Source organism: Faecalibacter sp. (assembly GCF_057177045.1).
The window spans coordinates 1086607-1106512 of record NZ_CM169987.1 but is presented as its reverse complement, the minus strand read 5'-3'; the positions used below and the strand labels follow the sequence as shown (position 1 = coordinate 1106512).

At 31.0% G+C, this 19906-nt stretch carries 12 protein-coding genes and 2 riboswitches; of the genes, 6 read left to right on the top strand and 6 right to left on the bottom strand.

All coding sequences use genetic code 11. The features are described from left to right. Positions 1–959: 959 nt before the first annotated feature. The gene (locus AC1QSP_RS05035) at positions 960–1154 is read right to left on the bottom strand and encodes a cold-shock protein (protein ID WP_322969403.1); all 195 of its coding nucleotides are present in this window, start codon (positions 1152–1154) and stop codon (positions 960–962) included. A 57-nt stretch (positions 1155–1211) separates the two neighbouring features. Continuing rightward, positions 1212–2348 (bottom strand): DEAD/DEAH box helicase, encoded by a 1137-nt coding sequence (locus AC1QSP_RS05030; protein WP_484080062.1) that lies wholly within the window; start codon positions 2346–2348, stop codon positions 1212–1214. 1010 nt (positions 2349–3358) lie between these two features. Further along, a riboswitch (cobalamin riboswitch) is annotated at positions 3359–3495 on the top strand. A 102-nt stretch (positions 3496–3597) separates the two neighbouring features. Here AC1QSP_RS05030 and AC1QSP_RS05025 point away from each other — a divergent pair. Then, a complete protein-coding gene (locus AC1QSP_RS05025) occupies positions 3598–4170 on the top strand; it encodes a DUF6580 family putative transport protein (RefSeq protein ID WP_484080061.1) in 573 nt (190 codons plus the stop codon). 73 nt (positions 4171–4243) lie between these two features. Here AC1QSP_RS05025 and AC1QSP_RS05020 read toward each other — a convergent pair whose 3' ends face one another. Both AC1QSP_RS05020 and AC1QSP_RS05015 read right to left on the bottom strand, forming a co-directional pair. Beyond that, the gene (locus AC1QSP_RS05020) at positions 4244–5380 is read right to left on the bottom strand and encodes a YncE family protein (RefSeq protein ID WP_484080060.1); all 1137 of its coding nucleotides are present in this window, start codon (positions 5378–5380) and stop codon (positions 4244–4246) included. Then, positions 5377–7371 (bottom strand): TonB-dependent receptor, encoded by a 1995-nt coding sequence (locus AC1QSP_RS05015; RefSeq protein WP_484080059.1) that lies wholly within the window; start codon positions 7369–7371, stop codon positions 5377–5379. Before AC1QSP_RS05015 ends, AC1QSP_RS05020 begins: the two co-directional genes overlap by 4 nt. A gap of 109 nt (positions 7372–7480) precedes the next feature. Beyond that, positions 7481–7666, bottom strand: a riboswitch (cobalamin riboswitch). 1375 nt (positions 7667–9041) lie between these two features. Between AC1QSP_RS05015 and AC1QSP_RS05010 the strand changes: the two genes are divergently transcribed. From AC1QSP_RS05010 to AC1QSP_RS04990, 5 genes are all read left to right on the top strand, one after another. After that, positions 9042–9614 carry an NINE protein gene (locus AC1QSP_RS05010; protein ID WP_484080058.1) on the top strand — a complete coding sequence of 191 codons (573 nt, stop codon included), beginning with the start codon at positions 9042–9044 and terminating at the stop codon, positions 9612–9614. A gap of 4 nt (positions 9615–9618) precedes the next feature. Further along, positions 9619–11280: a GIY-YIG nuclease family protein gene (locus AC1QSP_RS05005; RefSeq protein ID WP_484080057.1), complete on the top strand. Its 1662-nt coding sequence runs from the start codon at positions 9619–9621 to the stop codon at positions 11278–11280. A 111-nt stretch (positions 11281–11391) separates the two neighbouring features. Then, positions 11392–12105: an HNH endonuclease gene (locus AC1QSP_RS05000; protein WP_484080056.1), complete on the top strand. Its 714-nt coding sequence runs from the start codon at positions 11392–11394 to the stop codon at positions 12103–12105. Between the two features lie 61 nt (positions 12106–12166). Beyond that, positions 12167–14233 carry an ATP-dependent nuclease gene (locus AC1QSP_RS04995; RefSeq protein ID WP_484080055.1) on the top strand — a complete coding sequence of 689 codons (2067 nt, stop codon included), beginning with the start codon at positions 12167–12169 and terminating at the stop codon, positions 14231–14233. Continuing rightward, positions 14224–15909 carry a UvrD-helicase domain-containing protein gene (locus AC1QSP_RS04990; RefSeq protein WP_484080054.1) on the top strand — a complete coding sequence of 562 codons (1686 nt, stop codon included), beginning with the start codon at positions 14224–14226 and terminating at the stop codon, positions 15907–15909. The genes AC1QSP_RS04995 and AC1QSP_RS04990 overlap by 10 nt, the downstream gene beginning before the upstream one ends. A gap of 1311 nt (positions 15910–17220) precedes the next feature. Here AC1QSP_RS04990 and AC1QSP_RS04985 read toward each other — a convergent pair. Together AC1QSP_RS04985 and AC1QSP_RS04980 are read right to left on the bottom strand one after the other, a co-directional pair. After that, positions 17221–18297 carry an HpaII family restriction endonuclease gene (locus AC1QSP_RS04985; protein WP_484080053.1) on the bottom strand — a complete coding sequence of 359 codons (1077 nt, stop codon included), beginning with the start codon at positions 18295–18297 and terminating at the stop codon, positions 17221–17223. Beyond that, positions 18294–19553 carry a DNA cytosine methyltransferase gene (locus AC1QSP_RS04980; RefSeq protein WP_484080052.1) on the bottom strand — a complete coding sequence of 420 codons (1260 nt, stop codon included), beginning with the start codon at positions 19551–19553 and terminating at the stop codon, positions 18294–18296. Before AC1QSP_RS04980 ends, AC1QSP_RS04985 begins: the two co-directional genes overlap by 4 nt. Positions 19554–19906 lie beyond the last annotated feature (353 nt).

The window sequence follows — 19906 nt, the reverse complement described above, 5'->3', positions numbered from 1 at the left end:
ATTTAAGTACTACCACAAGAAGCCTAGATATTATTCTTTGACAGGTACAGAATGACAAGGTCTGGTCCAATAACGATTGTAATGAAGAAAAGAATGTATCACTTAAAACGTAGTTAATAAAAGATTGGCATTTAAAACATCCGCGTAAAGAAAATCCTTTTCTCTAAGGACAAGAATGAATTAGCGAATGATTTAATTCATTCCCTTAGAGAAAAGATTTTTAGCGATGATGTTTTACAGCCTTGACTTTTTTGTTTCGTTTTTGTGTCAAGACAAAAATGAAAAAATATCTATTTTGATTTTTTTGGTTCCTTTTTTATTCAAGTAAAAAGTGATGAATATAGAATTAACTATTTGATCTTTCGTCTAATTTCTGGATACAAAAATCAAAGATTTTCACTCGAAATGACGAAATTAATTTTCTGGATGTAGTGAATAAGAAGCTGAAACAACTTCAGCTTGACAGGAAGTGATTATTAATAAACGATTGTATTGAAGATATTACGTATTACTTAAAACGTACCACGTACAACCCAATAAAAATTGGCCTTTAGATTTGCAGTCGATATGGTTAAATTTCGTCTAATTTCTGGATACAAAAATCAAAGATTTTCACTCGAAATGACGAAATTAATTTTCTGGATGTAGTGAATAAGAAGCTGAAACAACTTCAGCTTGACAGGAAGTGATTATTAATAAACGATTGTATTGAAGATATTACGTATTACTTAAAACGTACCACGTACAACCCAATAAAAATTGGCCTTTAGATTTGCAGTCGATATGGTTAAATTTCGTCTAATTTCTCGATACAAAAATCAAAGATTTTCACTCGAAATGACGAAATTATATTTCTAGGTGTAGGGGATGAGAAGCTGAGATGAATCCAGTTATTCAAGCTTAATGTAAAAAAAATCCTCTATAAATAGAGGATTTACAAAAGCTACGAATATGAACAATTACTTTTTTAGACGAACGTTTACAGCGTTCATTCCTCTTTGCCCTTGTTCTAAATCATAAGTCACCACATCATTTTCATAGATCGAATCGATTAGCCCTGAATTATGTACGAATATGTCTTTATTGTTGTCTTCTGTTGATATAAATCCGAAACCTTTTGTTTCATCAAAGAATTTTACTGTACCTTCTTTCATTGTATTTTTTTTAATTTTATTTTTTTCTTCGTTTAATTTGTAGGTATCCCATTGTGCTTAACTCAAATGGAATGCACAACTTGTATTGGGATTAATCGGAAGTTTAAATCCAATTAATTTTTGAATATCTCTTAGTTCGCTTCTTTCATCTTTGGAACAAAAGGAAACCGCTTCACCAAAATTTCCACCACGTCCTGTTCGACCAATGCGATGCACATAGGTTTCAGGCACATTCGGCATTTCATAATTAACCACAAACGATAATTCGTCGATATCAATTCCTCTCGAGGCAATATCGGTAGCAATTAAGACTGTAATGCGGTTATTCTTAAAATCGTCTAATGCATTCTGACGTGCATTTTGCGATTTGTTTCCGTGAATAGCTGCGGTTTTAACCCCTAAATTATTTAGCGTCTTCATTAATTGATCTGCACCATGTTTTGTTCGCGTAAACACGAGCGAGCGTTTAAGTTTTTGACCTCTTAAAATTTCAATTAACAATTCTTCTTTCTTTTTATTTTCTACCATATAAACCGATTGTGTAACCGATTCTGTTGTAGATGAAATGGGAGAAACTATTATTTGTTGAGGTTGTTTTAATATCGTTTCAGCAAAACTTTTAATTTTCTGGGGCATTGTAGCCGAGAAAAACAGCGTTTGGCGATTTTTGGGAATATACTTCAGAATTTTCTTTATATCGTTAACAAATCCCATGTCTAACATGCGGTCCGCTTCATCTAATACCAAGATTTCAACTTCATTTAAATGCACATAACCTTGTTCGATCAAATCCATTAAGCGACCTGGCGTTGCAATTAAGATATCTACTCCTCGGTTCAAGGCTGTTACTTGGCCACGTTGACGAACTCCACCATAAATGGCAATGTTCGAAAGGCGTAAACTTCCTTTATATAAATTAAAATTTTCATTGATTTGTACGGCCAATTCTCGTGTTGGAGTTAATACTAAGGTACGAATGGCTTTGCTTTTTTTCGGTGTCTGTTGCATCAATTGGATAATTGGAATTGCAAATGCAGCCGTTTTTCCTGTTCCTGTTTGCGCACATCCTATGATGTCGTTGCCCTTTAAAATGGTAGGAATACTTCTTTCTTGAATTTCTGTTGGTTGGGTGTATCCAGCGGTTTCAATAGCTTTTAAAATCGGCTGAATAATGTCTAATTGGTTAAATGTCATGTAATAAATTTACCGTCAAGCGGCGTTATATCGTAGAATTGATGGATAATTTTAGTTCCATTTCAATTCTGGATGTTTTTTTTGGAATTATTTTCTCTTCAAATGGAAGGAATTAATCATCATCAAAAGATGACGATTTTTATTCGGTTTTCTGATCCAATGTTTTCAAATGGATTGAAAGAGGGTTCAATTGAACATAGGGGAGTAATACTGATAAATTTTCGAACGTACATATCTTCATTATTTTTAATTCAGATTAAAATTTTAATGAGCTGTAGAAGCGAAAACTGTAAAGTAAGATAAACTGTGCAGCAATTGCAAAAGGCAGAACCTTTAAATAATAACTTTGCAAATATAGGTTTAATAATTTAATAAATCACTAAAAAATACAATAATAAATAAGTATCTATTAAAAATTATTTATTTTTTTTATCATCTAAGCAATATGATTTTATAATTTAGAATCATAATGAAGCTTTGGGATTGATTATTGATTTAAACATTTTCATGAAAATAATTCGTCCAATTGATATTTCTAAATTGATCATTAAGAAAACGCTCGAAGGAGATTTTGTACTTATTAATCAAACGAATGATTTAAAATCTTATTTTATCATTCCTTGTATCTCTTTAAATAAAGCTCAATATAATTTCATGTTAATTCGAGAAGCTCATCCTGGGGAAGTACTACAATTTTGACATAAGTTTTATTAAAAAAATAAAATTCCCTTTTTCTTTTCATTCTCAATATATATTAATCAACCTTAATATTCAATTACAGATCTCTTTATTTCTGTAATGCTTTATAGTGTTCTTTGATCTCATTTTTGAATAATAAAGTACATCATTCATCCAACAAATCATTACATTTCTTTAAACCCATCCTACAAAGATTGCATCCAACGGGCAGAAGAAGATAATTCTTGGCGTTATCGTTTCATTAATCCGACTGAAAAGGAAGTTTTACAAGAAATAAATGAAACTTAAATTATTTTTAGAGGTCAACGCTATAAAAATATTTCATATTTTTACGCTATTCGTTTGATGTAAAATACATCCGTAGGGAATCGTGTGAAATTCACGAACTGTCGCGCAACTGTAAATAGATGATAAATCTAAAGTCAGATACCTATTACGAATCATAACTATATTTCCGCGGAATGAACTATGGTAAGATCTTTCTTTCTATCGATTGATTTTATACAATTTTCAGACTGCTGTTTAATAATTAAAACCAAAAAATTATAAAATGAAAACAGCAAAAATTAATGTAAAACAAATTTTAGTCCTAGCACTTATTCTAATGGTAGCTTCAACGCGACTAATGACATTTTTACCCAACTTTTCTCCTTTAACTGCAATTTGCTTATTTGGTGCAGCTTATTTTGCAAAAAAGTGGCAAGCCTTTATTATTCCATTAGCATGTGTATGGATCAGTGATGTGTTAGTCAATAATTATATTTATGGAGAATACTTCGAATCATTTACGTGGTTTTACCAAGGATTTTATTGGCAATATGCAGCATACTTAATCATTGCTTTACTTGGAATTTTAGGGCTTAAAAAAGTTACGCCTTTACGTGTTATGGGGATGGGATTAGGAAGTACAATTTTCTTCTTTTTATTTTCAAACTTTGGAGTTTGGATTTCATCAGGCATGTATGCAAAAACTTTCGAAGGATTAATTCAATGTTATGTAGCCGGAATCCCTTTTATTAAAGGAACTTTAATTGGAGATTTAGGATTTTCAGCATTGTTATTTGGAACATTTGCACTAGCACAAAAACAAATTCCAGATTTAAACGTCAATTCATTAAAATAAAAAAACGCTCTACTTAGTAGAGCGTTTTTAGTTTCTGTTATTATTCTAACCACAGTATAAATGACAGATTTTTTTATTGATATACAAATGCAAGATGAGCAGGAATATTTCCTCCTGTTGTTTTCCATTTTAAAGTTCCATCTTTTGCAAAACAATAGATATAACCATCCGATACATAATTTGCAGCATCAGTTATAAAAATATCACCGTTAAATTGGTTCACAGCTATACCGTAAGGAGTCTCTATTTGATCCACTATGGGATTATTAATTAAACGATCACTTACTTGTTGCTCTGTTCTAACATTAATGATCCCATACGTCTTTTCATAACTGAATGTTTCGTAGCTGAATTCATTCGAGTAGTAATACAAATAATCTCCGACTATAGTAAAGTTGGATACGGGGATATTAAATGTTTTTTTGATTTGATGTGTTCTCGAATCAATCACATATAGATTAGAAGCTACATCATAGTAATTTCCACGTGTTGTCACATACAAATCTCCATCACTATCTTTTTTAATTCGATGCAGATTAACTTCCACATCTATTTTTTGTGTTTCTGTAAAGGTATTTAAATCAACCACTGATACAGTACGATCATAGTCAGGATAACGATATCCTCCTGAATTTGCAACGTATAAATTTTGACCTACAATTTCCAGTTCATCCGGTTGATAACCGACGGTCACTTCTCGACTAATCGCAAAGTTTATCGTATCAAATTCTACAACTTTACCTAAGGGTGCGCTTGGATCAGTCGCTATCGGTCCAGCATAAGAAGTAGCATAACCTTTTCCATCTTTAAAGGTTAAGTATCGACCATTTTCTAATGGTATCGTAGCAATATGACGAGCTGTCTTCACATCCATTACTTCAATAAAATTCGAGGCATTAATCACAGAATACAACTTGCCTCCATAAATTTTAATATCGTTTCCTACATCACCCAAAGAACGTACTATTTCAGGATTCGCAGTACTATAAATATTACGACTATACGTTCCCGTTGTTAAGTCCATAAAATCAATCGAAGCTTTGTTCGATCCCATATTCCCTTCATTCAACAGGTAAAATCCTGTAATGGCTGTAGGCTCTGGCTGTCCAATAACTTCTTGATCATTTCCTACAATACGATCATCATCATTACAACTGAATGTGGCAAATGAAAGCCCCATCAATAAACTAAGACGAATAAATTTTCTCATAAATATGCACTAATAATTAATTTAAATTGACGACCTGGCATTGGATAATTTAAAACGATATCATAATATTTATTCATAATATTATTGATCTCGAAAGATCCATTTAAGCGGATGTTTTTTAATTCAAATGATTTCTGAATCGATAAATCGTGCGTAAACCAAGGTTTGATATAATTGTATTTGTTGTTATTTTGATTAGCATCATAACGTTCTCCTACATATAGAAAACTATAATTAAATCCCCATGTCCTATAAGTGGAATTCATTACAAATGAGCCACTATGTACAGGGACATAAGGTATTTGATCCTTATAATAACTTCGGTTAGGTGAAGTATAATCTTGGGCTTGTTGATAAGTATAGTTGAGCGTTGTTTTTAATACTAATTTTCCGACATCAAACGCACCTTGTAATTTAACATCTGCTCCTTTGATTTGAACTTTTCCAAGATTCATCATCATCCATCGGAACATACTTCCATTAGGTGCAGCTATAATTTTATCTTCAACTTCATTATAATAAGCATCTACCTTAGCGTTCAAATAATGCAATCGGCCTAATTTCTTCCACGTATAATCTAATCCCAAATTATACTGATTGGTATATTCTGGTTTTAAATTCGAATACCCGATGTTAGTGTAATACAAATCATTGAACGTTGGCATTCGAAATACTCGTTTATAAAAAGCATTGATATAGAATTCTTTGGTATTCAATGGTTGATAACTTCCTATGATCGTTGGTGTCCATACGGTTTTATCTGGCGCACTGGTATTCATTTCCACTTGTTCTCGCACAAATGATCCCAATATACTTCCTTGTAATTTCAAGTGTTTAAATTGATAAGTAGTAGCTAACGCTACTAATTGCGTATAACGTTGTGGATAAGAAAAGTTTTTTAATGTCGCATCCAATTGATTGTATTGAAAATCATAAGCTACATTCATATCCCAATTGGATTGGATTTTATAGTAATGAGCCGACGAAAAATAAAATTCTTGTTGGGTATATTTATTTTGTGTTTTTATGGATGAAACAGTATCAACATAATGCGTAAAGTCGTGCGCATATTTTAGATTGATTCGCGATTCAAATTTTCCCCATTTTTTTTGGATACTTCCTTGTGCAAAATAATTTTTATCCGTTAAAGTTTGTCCTTTTGCACCAAATCCATTCCGAATAATGGCAGCGGGTATACCACGATCAGACAAATAACTATAGCCTTTTACATTCCAATTTAAAGTTCCGTGCTGACCATAAAATCCAACTTCAAATCTTTTAGCCTCTATTTGCCCATCTTTACGAATAGCAGTTGTATCATGCGCTATACTGTTATCTGCATTTCGTTTTATTACACGAAATTTATATTCTCCATCACTTTTTACATATTCTGTACTGATTGATGTAGAAATTTTATCACTGATTTTATATTCAAATCGTGCTGATGGATTAATCAATTGGATAGATCCAGTCTTGTAACGTACTGTTAAATTGTAATTCTTTGATTCAAAAACTGGTTTTTTAGATTGTAAATAGATGGAGGATGCTGATGCATAATCTTTTGCAGATTGAAAAATGTTACTTTTTTGACCATTATACAACGAAATACTTTCTAAATCATCTAATGAATATTTACCTAAATCCACCACACCATTTTGTGCATTTCCTAATTGTATGCCATCATAATATACACCCACGTGCTGACTTCCCATACTACGGACATCAACCGTCTTCAGACCACCTACACCACCATAATCTTTTAGTTGAACGCCAGAAAAATAGCGTAAGGCATCAGCAACAGTATGACTGTTCAGACGTGTTAATGTTGCTCCCTCTAAAGTTTGAGGCGCAATTAGTTCTAAAGGTTTTGAATGATTGAGATTTACTTGTTGCAAATGATACACAGAATCTTTCACCTCTTGTCCATCAACAAAAGATCCTAATCCTATAATACAAAGGCAACAAAAGTAAAGCTGATATATAGTTCTCATTAGCATTTTACGTTTGTTGCTAACGAGAATATAAAGAAGTTAATTTAAGCTACACCTTTACAGGTATTCAGTTAAATTAGTATTCTTCGCTTTAGGTCCCGAAAGCAAATCAATTCTTATACTCTTGGTAGGTCTTCTGACTTACTCCATTCTAAAAACCTTCCCATTCTTAACTGGAACAGTGGTATTTCTTTTAGAACTTTTACGGAGCTTACAGCAGCGGGTTTGTTCAGGATTTTCACCTGATTCCCTGTTACCGAAATGTTACTTTCGCACCAAAAGTGGTTCAAATGTATCATTTTTTTACTGATTTACAATATGCATTTATGTTAAGGATGAACTTTAATGTTGTCTTTCGCGATCTTAACATTATTTATAAAGAAACAAACATTTGTCATCCTAAACTGGTTACTGTGGTCACTCAAAGTACGGTCCCTGAGGCCCTCGAAGCGCGGTCCCTGAGGCCCTCGAAGGGAGCATAGTCGAAGTTGAGGATCTCATCAAATGAGTAACACTCACAACCCTCAACCCATAACTCTTTCCCCACTTTGAGTAATTTTCGTTGCTCCAGCAAATGAAAATTGTATCGAAAGATTAGACAATAAAAATATTGCCTGAAAATCGCAGACGTTAAGAAAATAAATTGAAGAAGAGATCAGAATGAATTACCGAGCGATAGCGAGTGATTTAATTCATTCCTCGGAATCAATTTAGTTTTAGTCGAAGATTTTAGCAATGTCTTTTTTGGTTCGTTTTTTTGACGAAAAAAATGAACATAGAGTAAATATTAAAATCTGTCACCCTAAAGCACGGCCACTGAGGCTCTCGAAGGGAGCGTAGTCAAAGTGCAAGGTCACATCCAGCTAGTCACCCTGAACAGGTCACTGTAGTCACCCGAAGTGTGGTCCCTGAGGTTCTCGAAGGGAGCGTAGTCGAAGTGCAAGGTCACATCCAGCTAGTCATCCTGAACTGGTCACTGAGCATAGTCGAAGTGGAGGATCTCATCAAATGAGTAACACTCACAACCCTCAACCCATAACTCTTTCCCCACTTTGAGTAATTTTCGTTGCTCCAGCAAATGAAAATTGTATCGAAAGATTAGACAATAAAAATATTGCCTGAAAATCGCAGACGTTAAGAAAATAAATTGAAGAAGAGATCAGAATGAATTACCGAGCGATAGCGAGTGATTTAATTCATTCCTCGGAATCAATTTAGTTTTAGTCGAAGATTTTAGCAATGTCTTTTTTGGTTCGTTTTTTTGACGAAAAAAATGAACATAGAGTAAATATTAAAATCTGTCACCCTAAAGCAGGTCCCTGAGGCCCTCGAAGGGAGCGTAGTCGAAGTGCAGGATCTCATCATACGAGTCATCCTGAACTCGTTTCAGGATCTCATCATGCGAGTCACCCTGAACAGGTCACTGTAGTCACCCGAAGTGTGGTCCCTGAGGTTCTCGAAGGGAGCGTAGTCGAAGTGCAAGGTCACATCCAGCTAGTCATCCTGAACTGGTCACTGAGCATATCGAAGCGTAGCATCTCATTACCAGCATAAAAATATTGTATTCAGAAATAATATTTTAAAAAATTGAAAAATGTATAGAAATTCTATTATAAAAAATTCAATATTTTCGTTTATAGTTTATATATTTTACACTTAAATATAAACCTATGAAAAACAAAACAGTAGCTATATTGTTAGCTTTATTATTAGGTGGTCTAGGAGGCCATCAATTTTATCTGGGTAATAATGGTAAAGGGATTCTTTATTTAATCTTCTGTTGGACATTTATACCTGTTATTATTGCAATTATAGACATCATTTTACTTTTAATGATGAGTGAAGATAAATTCAATAACAAGTATAATAAAAGTATGACTATTCAACCAATTATTCAGAATTTTCATCATTATCATAATTCTTCTGAACCTGCTGTTATTAAAAGTAATCAGTTACCAAAAGAAGAAACTAAGATAAGAGACGATTCAAAAGCCTATTTATCTTATATCAAAAATACTGACTTAGAAAGTATTGAAAATGGAAATTACACTGAATTTTCTTATGAATGGTACTTAAAACAAATGATAATTTATTTCAGAAAAACTTTAGAATATTCAAAAAAAGAAGATTCTCCAAATTATTCAAATTTTAAAGATTTTGAGAAGAAAGTTAATGAGATGAACTTATCACGTAATGTCCCAGAAATTAATTATTGGGATTATTTTTCAGCATTTTTAAATTAATAGTATGATAGAAGTTTTATTAATTATTGTATTAGCAGTTCTTTTAACGATATACTTTTTAAAATCTAAAAATTTAAAAGAAGAAAGCATAAAATTAAAAGAAGATAACCACCACTTAAAAAATGCGTTGGATTCATTTAAATTAAAATCTGAAACTTTAACAATCGAGAAAGAAGCATTGATTGAAAAAAATCAAAAACTTCGATTACATAACAACGAATTAATTATCTATCAGGATATTTTAGATATTCAAGCAGAATGTGAACGTCTTAAAAAGAATAACGAGATAGTATGTAATCAATTAAGAAATGAATGGTTTAATACAATCCATCAAGCTAAAGAAGAAGCCAAAACAATTCGTAATGAAGCAAATGATTTTGCAAAAAGAAAAACAAACGAAATATCATTATTATATGATAGTGCTTTAAAAGAATCTCAGCGAATTGTTGAAAATGCTGAAAAAAGAGCTGAAAACATTGGTGGTGATGCTTACAGAAGTTTGCGTGAAGCTGATCGTATAGCTGATACAATCAAAGCAATGAAAAATGTTATCCAAGGTTATGGAAATGAATACATTATTCCTACTTATACTATTTTAGATGATTTAGAACAAGAGTATTCTCATAAAGATGCTGGTATTGAACTGAAAAAATTAAGACAAAACAATAAAAAGTTGATTACTGATCGTAAAGCTGCCGAATGTGATTATGTTGATCCAGAGCGTAGAAAAACAGCTATTGATTTTGTTTTAGATGCTTATACAGGTAAGGTAGATTCTATTCTATCAGGAGTTAAAAAGGATAATTATGGTATTCTTTTACAGAAAATTAATGATGCTTTTGTGTTAGTAAATTTCAATGGGAAAGCTTTTAGAAATGCAAGAATAACAAGAGAATTTCATGAAGCTAAAATTGAAGAATTAAGATTAGCAGTGATTTTACAAGAATTAAAAGCCCAAGAATTAGAAGAGCAAAGAGAGATTAGAGAACAAATCAGAGAAGAAGAAAGAGCGAGAAGAGAATTTGAAAAAGCAATTAGAGAAGCTGAAAAAGAGGAGCAAACTTTAAAGAAATTAATTGAAAAAGCACAAAACCAAGTTGCCAAAGCGAATGAAGAACAAAAGTTATTATTCGAAGAAAAATTACGTGAACTAGAAGAAAAATTAGTTCAAGCAGAAGAAAAAAATCAGCGAGCAATCTCAATGGCTCAACAAACAAAAAGAGGCAATGTTTATATTATTTCAAATATTGGTTCGTTTGGTGAAGATGTCTTTAAAATTGGTATGACGAGAAGGCTTGAGCCTTTAGATCGTGTTAGAGAGTTAGGCGATGCATCTGTTCCTTTTGAATTTGATGTGCATGCAATGATTTATTCGGATGATGCTCCTGCATTAGAGAGGCAACTACATCGTAAATTCTTGACTGCACAATTGAATAAAATCAATCCTAGAAAAGAATTCTTTAGGCTCTCATTAAATGAACTTAAATCTTTTGTTGATGAATTAGGTATTGAAACAAAATGGACATTAAAAGCCGAAGCAAGACAATACCGAGAAACATTAAAGCTTGAGGAAGAAATGAAAAATAATGAAGAATTGAGAGAACAATGGGAAGATTACCAAGAAGAAATAGATCCTGTAACTTTTGAAGATAGTATTGAAGAATAAATTTATAATTAAAACCTCAACTCCCCAGTTGAGGTTCTTTTATTTCTAATTCTATTTTCATTTTAATAATAATTTTTTAATACATTTATTTTCAATTAACTAACTTTTAATATGAATCAATATACTAAGTCAGAATGGAAAAAATTTCGTGATGAACTAATAGAATTAGACAATTATAAATGTAGAGAATGTAAAAGATCTAATTCGGAGGTAATTCTTCAAGTTCATCATAAAAGATATATTCCTGGGCATTTACCTTGGCAATATCCTTTAGAAGATTGTGAAACTTTATGTAAATATTGTCATGCCGTTAAACATCAAATTATTAGACCTTCAACAGGATGGGAATTCATTACACAAGAAGATTTAGGAGATCTAAATGGTACATGCCAAAATTGTAATACAACTATTAGACATATGTTCCTTATTCAACATAAAGATTGGGGTATAATGGAAGTAGGTACAAATTGTTGTGATAAGCTAACAGATACAATTTTAGCATCTAACTTAGTCGAATCTCAAACCAGTTATTTCAATAGAAAAAAGCGATTTTTAAATTCGATTCGCTGGAAGCAAGATAAAAATATATATTTTATATCTCAAGGTTCATTTGAGATTCAAATTCAAGAAAAAGATAAAGATATTTTCGTCTTAACAATACACAATATTCAGGGTAAAAACCTTTATTATTCTTTAAACGAAGCAAAGGAAAAAGCTTTCGATGTTATTGAGAGTAATATTTTTCTAGATTATTTAAAAAAACATAATATACCTTTTAAAGATAAAAAACAAAAGAAAAAATCTAATATCAAAAAGACTTCGTAATCTTTATAATAACAATATTACATATACGTTTAATTAATGTTATTTTATTAATTAAACGTATATGTACATATCAAAAATAAATATAAATAATTTTCGAAACTTTAAGAGTAAAGAAATTGAATTTAACGACGGTGTAAATGTTATTATAGGACATAATAATGCAGGTAAGACTAATTTAATAAAAGCATTATCTCTAGTGATTGACTCTAATAATTCTAAAAGATTAGAAGTAGATGATTTTCATAAGAATATAACATTATCAGAATTAAAATCTGCTCCTCCAAAAATTAGCATTTCTATTACTATAAAAAAAGGTAAAGAAGAGGAACCCGATGACTTAGTCATGATTTCAAATTGGTTAACTAAATTGGATAATGATTATGAAGCTGTATTAACATATGAATTTTTTCTCCCAGAAAAAAAAGTCGAGGAATACATTGCTGAAATGGAATTAATTGACAATGATGATGATAAGGCAGTCTTCAAAGCTTGGAAAATTTTAAAACATAATTTTATAAGATATTATGTATATAAAATTTGGGGTGGTGATATTGTTAATCAAACTACTGCAGACAATGAATCATTAAAGAAAATTGATTTTCAATTTCTTAATGCTATTAGAGATGTTGAGAGAGATATGTTAACGGGAAGAAATACATTGCTTAGAGAGGTATTTGATTTTTTTATGGATTATGATATAAAAATTAATGAAACATTAGGTGATGTACAAAAATACCAGCAAATAAAAGCTAAAAAAGAAGAATTCTCAACAAAAGCAGATGTGCTAATTAATGAGCTTGATGAAAGGATAAAACTAGGGAAAGATAAGATTTTGGATTATGCTAAAAGTACAGGTGCATCATTTAATAAAGCTACTCCCAACTTCGAAGGTTCGATATCTGAAAATGAGATGTATTCAGTATTAAAACTTATAGTTGAATATGAAAGCGGAATTAAAATTCCTGCAACCCATAATGGTTTAGGATATAATAATTTAATTTTTATGTCTTTACTTCTAGCAAAAATGCAAGTAAATGCAGATGTAAATTATTTAGATACAAATGCTAAGGTATTTACTACATTAGCAATCGAAGAACCAGAAGCTCATCTACATCCAGCAATGCAATATAAATTCTTAAAATTTTTAAATGAGAATAAGGAAGAAAAGAAAGTTAGACAAATATTTGTAACGACTCATTCAACGCATATTACTTCAGCTGTTTCATTAGATGAGATTATCTGTTTACATAATGAAAATGGAGAAACAAATATAGGCTATCCAAGTAAGGTTTTTGAAGATGATAAGAGTAAAAAATATGTTCAAAGGTTTTTAGATGCAACCAAATCAGATATGCTTTTTGCTCAAAAGGTACTATTTGTTGAAGGGATTGCAGAACAACTATTAATGTCAATATTTGCAAATTATATGGATGAATCTCTAGAAGACAATCATGTTGCTATAATTAACGTAGGTGGACGATATTTCTCACATTTTTTAACTCTTTTTGATAGTGAAAAAAATAATTCAATACCTAAAAAAATAGTTTGTTTAACCGATAGAGATCCCGAAAGTAAAGCAAAACCCGATGGTAGATTTAAAAAGTGTTATCCATACGAATTAAACATAGATAACGAAAACTATGAATATCGAACAAATACTAACGCAGATTTGTATCCAAATGGAACTCACTCTAATATCACGTTCTATACTCAACCATCTGATTTAGGAAAAACATTTGAATATGACTTAATTTTTAATAATCCAGCATGTGAATTACTAGTAACAGATTCTATAAGTAATAGAGAAGAAATATTACAACTAATGGCTCTATATAAAACAGAAGGTACAACTTTTCATGATTTATTGGCAATATTGCCTGATGGCGTAAAAAATAAAGAAAACAAACGAATAAAAGATAGCATCAATGCTAATTCAGTTTTAACGGATGACCAAAAAAAGAGAGCAATTATAGCATCAAGGTATTTGAATTCGATTGGAAAAGGTGAAAATGCCTTAGAAATTTGTTATGCACTTCAAGAAAATTTCAGTAAGAAAAGTACTGAAGATTTTATAGATTTTATTATCCCCGAATATATTAAAGAAGCGATTAAAGAGTTATGCAAATAAATACTATTACTTCTGATTATATTTTATCAGATATAGATAATCATTTTAAAGTTTCAGCAGGACCTGGTGCTGGAAAAACACATTGGTTAGTTAATCATATAAAACATGTGTTGCATAATTCTGACAAACTTTTTAGAACAAAGAAAATTGCTTGCATTACATATACAAATATCGCAGTAGAAACTATTCTTAATCGACTTGGTACATCAGCTGAACGAGCTGAAGTATCAACAATTCATAGTTTTTTGTATAATAATATTTTAAAGCCTTATGCTTCTTTTATCGCAATTGAGTTTGGGCTAGATGTATCTGTAATGGATGGTCACGATGACACAGTTTTATCAAACTACTCTTTTTTGCAAGAATGGAAAACACGAACTGGACAATTAAGAATTCAGGATAACAAAAAACTAATCGAAGCTTTTACCAAATTAAGATGGAAATTTGATGGTGATGAACTTAAAGTAAAAACAGAATACCCAATTTTAATTGGAGGTTATCCTATTAGAAATGATTCATACTTTGAATATAAAAAAATGATGTGGGAAAAAGGATATATTCATCATGAAGATGTACTTTTTTTTAGTTATCAAATAATAGAAAAATTCCCATTTGTCTTAGATGTTTTAAACAGTAAATTTCCATATATTTTTATAGATGAATTCCAAGATAGTAATCCTATTCAAGTAGAAATAATAAAAAAAATAGCAACAAAGAATACAACAATTGGTATTATAGGTGATGTCGCACAATCAATATATAAATTTCAAGGAGCTGATTGTACACAATTCGAATTATTTACATTACCAAATATTGCAAATTATATTTTAGAGGAAAACAGAAGAAGTAGTAATGAAATAATTGATGTTTTAAATTTCATTAGAACAGATATATCACAAATTAAATTTAGAAATTTCACTAACGTAAAACCTTCAATTTTCATTGGAGATATGGACAATGCATTAAGAAACGCTAAAGACGTTTGTGTTGGTGAAAAGATATATACTCTATCTAGGAATAATATAACATCGAATGCCATGAAAGCAGAAATAAACGGCACTGGCTTAGATAATACATTATTGGATAAACTTAAGGAAGTCGATTCTAATAACAGAAGTAAATTAATTTACTCATGTATTAGGGGAATTGCTTATGCTAGAGAAAATAAGTTCAAGGACGCTATCAAAGAATTAGAAAAATATTTTAATTATAAAACAGATAAGATTCGTGGTAAGAAGAAAGCTCTAAAATATATCACAATTTTTCTAGAAAATTTTTCCGAATTTGAAAATAGTTCTTTATTAGAGTTTTCTGAATTTATAAGAAACAACATAGATTCAGAAATGACAAAGGTAACAAGAGGTGCTGTTAAGCTATTTTATGAAAATAATACATTTAATAAGCTTTATCTATGTGTATCAATCCCAGAAGATTTAAGTTTACATAAAACAATTCATAAAGCGAAGGGTGATGAATTTGATAACGTATTGTTGGTTTTAAAAGAAGAAAGTGATATGGATTTTTTACTGAACAAAAATCTATCTAGTAATGAAGAACATAGAATAAATTATGTTGGTTGTAGTAGGGCTAAGAATAGGTTATTTATATCCGTTCCATCATTATCAGATGAAAAGAAAGAAATATTGACACCTCTATTTGAGATACATAATATATAAAACTCATTCCCCAACTCAATTAAAATTCAGTTGGGGATTTTTTTTAGCTGCCAACAAAAGCAAAAAACTCAGTCCATCACATTCCAAAACAGAGAGCAACCAGCCGCGGTCCCTGAGGTCCCTCGAAGGGCCAAAGCTATGTTTACATAACATGGCATTATAGTCGCCTGACGGGCTTCGGGGACAAGCCCACTATAATCATATTATGTAAAATAGCTGCTTCCTTTACCTGTCCGATGCAGAGTGTATCTCATATCGTTTTTTGCCCTTGTTGAAGTTTTAAATTATTAGACATCAGAATTGGCATTTAAAACGATACCGTTAAGAAAATGAAACGTGAGAAGGTTAAGAATGAATTACCGACCGTAGGGAGCGATTTAATTCATTCCCGGATCACGGTTTCATTTTTAGGTCGATCGTTTTATAGCCTTGATTTGCTTGTGCTGAGCCTGTCGAAGCATTGGTTCCTTTTTTCATCAAGGAAAAAAGAACAATCAAAATAAAAAGTAATATACCTAAGCTCCACTAGAGCATCTCCTTTTAATTTCAAATGTTAGGTGCAAAAAATGTTTGATTAGCGATAAGAATCCACCATGAAGATATAATCTTTCCTAAGAAGAAAACTCTTAAATAAAGAAAAAATAGCCTCTAAATCGTCAGCGTGAAGAAAATCATTTTGATGAAGGACAAGTATATATAAAAGAAAAATATTGCATGAAAATCGTAGACTTTAATAAAATAAATTGAAGGAGAGATAAAGAATGATTTAGCGAATGATAGTGAGTCATTTAAATCATTCCTCGGATGAAATTTATTTTTAGTCGAAGATTTTAGCAATGTCTTTTTTGGTTCGTTTTTTTGACGAAAAAAATGAACATATTAAAATGTACCTAAGCTCCACTGGAGCTTCTTCTTTTAATTTCAAATCCGCCACCCTCATCAATGGATGCATTGCCCCGTTTTTGAAAGCCTGATTCCCATGAAAACAACCTTAACTCGCCAATTTTTAATACAATCGAATAAACAATAAAAACCCCTCATTCATTGAAGAACAAGGGGTTTGTTTAATTCTAACTATTTTACCAAATTTTAATGAGTGAATATAATTCTCACACTAATTTAAAAAGTAATTAACTAAAAGTCAATAATGTAAAGCAAAAAAAATCCAACAAAAAGAACCGCAAAGGTCTATCAGTTGCATTTTAACCCAAAATAAACCTCGTTTAAAAAGGCTTAAACGAGGTCATATATGATTTTATTTTGTTGAGTTTTGAGTTGTGCAACGGTTACCGATGTTACACGCTGGCGCAGTTATATAAATCTAATTTGTAAGTTTAGTTTGAAATATAGTTTGTCGCTTTCTTTGTAAATACTTCCGAATTCGTGTCTTGAACTACTAGCAGTTTCAAACTTTGTATTTGAATAAAGATAATCTTCAAACTCATTACGGTTGTATATATGATAACACAAAACTTCTCCATTTTCTTTTACGACTAAATATCCACCTGTTGCATCAAGTTGTCCAGTCCAGACTTTTGATGGCATCATTCCAAGCGCAATATCTGTTATAAATCGTTTGAATTTATATGTATAAAAAGGATGATTATTCTCTAAATCAAAGTTCAAAGGATTAGTTTCGTTAATTGAATTTATTAACTCCACACTTTTAGATAAACTCGAAGTAAAGAATTTTTTTAGAGTTTCTGAAACAATTTTTGGTAATGCTGAATCTATCAGAATTAAATTATTTCCAAAAATTGAACTTTCCGTTTTGATAAAATTTAAAGTACCACCTAACGAATAAATTTCTTCAATTCTATCTTTTATTTTACTTCTTGTGTCAATTGAGTTAATCGAATTAATTTGTTCGTCAGTCAAATTGGTATTTTCAATTTCATAAATGAAATTAGTGGTTTTACCAGCGTTTAGTAGAGTAGAAGCTCCACCTAATTGGGATTTAATACTAAAACCTAATTCTGGTTTTGTTCCTGTTCTTTGGTCGTGTATAACAATTCTAATATCACTTTTAACTGATGATTTAGCTTTGATAGATTGACTTTGATAAGAATTTATAAAATTTTCAATCTCTGGGATTGAGAAAGTAGCATTTGTTTTCTCTTTTAATTTTTGTAAAAGAATAATTGCATTTTCTTGAAATTGAGCAATTGAAATTCTAAATTCTTCATCGTTATTTTTAATTAAAACAATATCATCATCGTAAGAAAATTCAAAAGTTCCATTCGATTCATCTCTAAGAACTTTAATAATTGGGAAAATAAGTGATTCGATTTTATTCAAATCACTATCTCCAGCGAATAATCGTTTATCTGCAATAATTTTAAGAAGGGCATAAACCTCACTCCATTCACCTTTATTTCCAGTTATCATTTAGTTTTCAGTATTAGTTTTAAAATTTCATTTGCTGTTGCTTGAATAGCTGGTACGGCAACGGAGTTGCCGAACTGCTTATAAGCAGATGCGTCAGCAACTGGAATAATATAATTATCTGGAAAACCTTGTAATCTTGCCCATTCTCTTGGAGTCATTTTGCGGATTCCTTCTCGATTTACCTCACCTTTAATTTTGGTTGTTGGAGTGAAATCAGTAATTCTATGGTCTAAAACTAAATTCCTTTCACGTCCCATTCCACCACAAACAACAGCGTTAGCTGTTTGATTATCTTTGATAATCTCGTAGCCAAAACCGTTTCCTTTGTTTTCGTGTCTTGCTTTATGATTAACAAGTGTTTGAAGATATTGAGTTGAAAGATAATATTTTGTTTCAACTACATTTTCCTCTTTAACGTCTGCAAAAGTAGAATTTTGATTAGTTGGTTTTGGATAATTGAATTTATCAATATTTAAACTTGGGTGAAAACCAACAATATAAATACGTTCTCTATTTTGTGGAACACCAAAATCTTTAGCATTCACAATCTGAGGTTCAGGTACGAAATAACCTAAGTCATTACGTAAAACATTTAAAATAGTTTCTAAGGTTTTACCTTTATCGTGACTTCTTAAACCTTTTACATTTTCTAAAAAGAATGCTTTTGGTTGTTTACGTTTGATAATTTCAGCAACATCGAAAAATAATGTTCCTCTTGTATCTTCAAATCCTCCACGTTTTCCAGCGATTGAAAATGCTTGACAAGGAAAGCCTGCACAAAGTACATCAAATCCGTCTGGAATATATTGTTTAGTTTCTTCCTTTGTAATATCACCAAATGGAGTTTCTCCAAAATTAGCACGATATGTTTTTTGCGCTTGTTTATCCCATTCGCTCGTAAAAACGCATTTTCCACCAAGGTTTTGTAAAGCCAAACGGAAACCACCAATTCCAGCAAATAAATCTATAAATTTAAATTTTGGTTTTTCTATAGGTAGAAATGGAACATTTTCATTATTGAAAAGTTCTAATTGAAAATTACTTTCAGTAAAATAATTTGTATAATCTTCTGAAACGTAATTTTTTAAAATTTCGTTGGTATATTCAATTGCGTCACTTTTATAAAATTGTGACACTCCGTTTTTGTTGTTATGAAGATAATGGGTTATCACAGCATCTTTCACATCAAAATCAACGATAGGATTTTTTCTATCGTTTCTAATTTTCTCAAGTGATATTTTTTCCAAAACTTTCATTAATTCAAATTCTCTATAATTGAATGCAATTTACAAAAAATATCCGTTGATTTTAAAAGTGGGATTTTATGCGCAGAGTTTGGGAGCGCTTGAGTGTAACGAGCCGAGTATTTGCGAAAGTGTTAGCTTCGGCGAAGCCAACTAAGGGAGAGAACTTCAACGTTAGTTGAACTCCGTCCGTTCAAGCAAATTGCTTGGCTAAAACTAAATTAGTGTATTGTTTTAAGAAAAGCAATTTTGCGAGCGGAAAATATTGACAAAAAAGTTAACCTTCAACCCCCCGTTTTTTCGCAAATACTATCCTATGTTTGTAATTGATTATATTTAAGATATATAGCAAATAAAAAAAGAAA

Excerpts from the sequence above, each read along its gene's own strand:
- AC1QSP_RS05035 (WP_322969403.1), bottom strand. The coding sequence starts at position 1,154 with ATGAAAGAAGGTACAGTAAAATTCTTTGATGAAACAAAAGGTTTCGGA.
- AC1QSP_RS05030 (WP_484080062.1), bottom strand. The coding sequence starts at position 2,348 with ATGACATTTAACCAATTAGACATTATTCAGCCGATTTTAAAAGCTATT.
- AC1QSP_RS05025 (WP_484080061.1), top strand. The coding sequence starts at position 3,598 with ATGAAAACAGCAAAAATTAATGTAAAACAAATTTTAGTCCTAGCACTT.
- AC1QSP_RS05020 (WP_484080060.1), bottom strand. The coding sequence starts at position 5,380 with ATGAGAAAATTTATTCGTCTTAGTTTATTGATGGGGCTTTCATTTGCC.
- AC1QSP_RS05015 (WP_484080059.1), bottom strand. The coding sequence starts at position 7,371 with ATGAGAACTATATATCAGCTTTACTTTTGTTGCCTTTGTATTATAGGA.
- AC1QSP_RS05010 (WP_484080058.1), top strand. The coding sequence starts at position 9,042 with ATGAAAAACAAAACAGTAGCTATATTGTTAGCTTTATTATTAGGTGGT.
- AC1QSP_RS05005 (WP_484080057.1), top strand. The coding sequence starts at position 9,619 with ATGATAGAAGTTTTATTAATTATTGTATTAGCAGTTCTTTTAACGATA.
- AC1QSP_RS05000 (WP_484080056.1), top strand. The coding sequence starts at position 11,392 with ATGAATCAATATACTAAGTCAGAATGGAAAAAATTTCGTGATGAACTA.
- AC1QSP_RS04995 (WP_484080055.1), top strand. The coding sequence starts at position 12,167 with ATGTACATATCAAAAATAAATATAAATAATTTTCGAAACTTTAAGAGT.
- AC1QSP_RS04990 (WP_484080054.1), top strand. The coding sequence starts at position 14,224 with ATGCAAATAAATACTATTACTTCTGATTATATTTTATCAGATATAGAT.
- AC1QSP_RS04985 (WP_484080053.1), bottom strand. The coding sequence starts at position 18,297 with ATGATAACTGGAAATAAAGGTGAATGGAGTGAGGTTTATGCCCTTCTT.
- AC1QSP_RS04980 (WP_484080052.1), bottom strand. The coding sequence starts at position 19,553 with ATGAAAGTTTTGGAAAAAATATCACTTGAGAAAATTAGAAACGATAGA.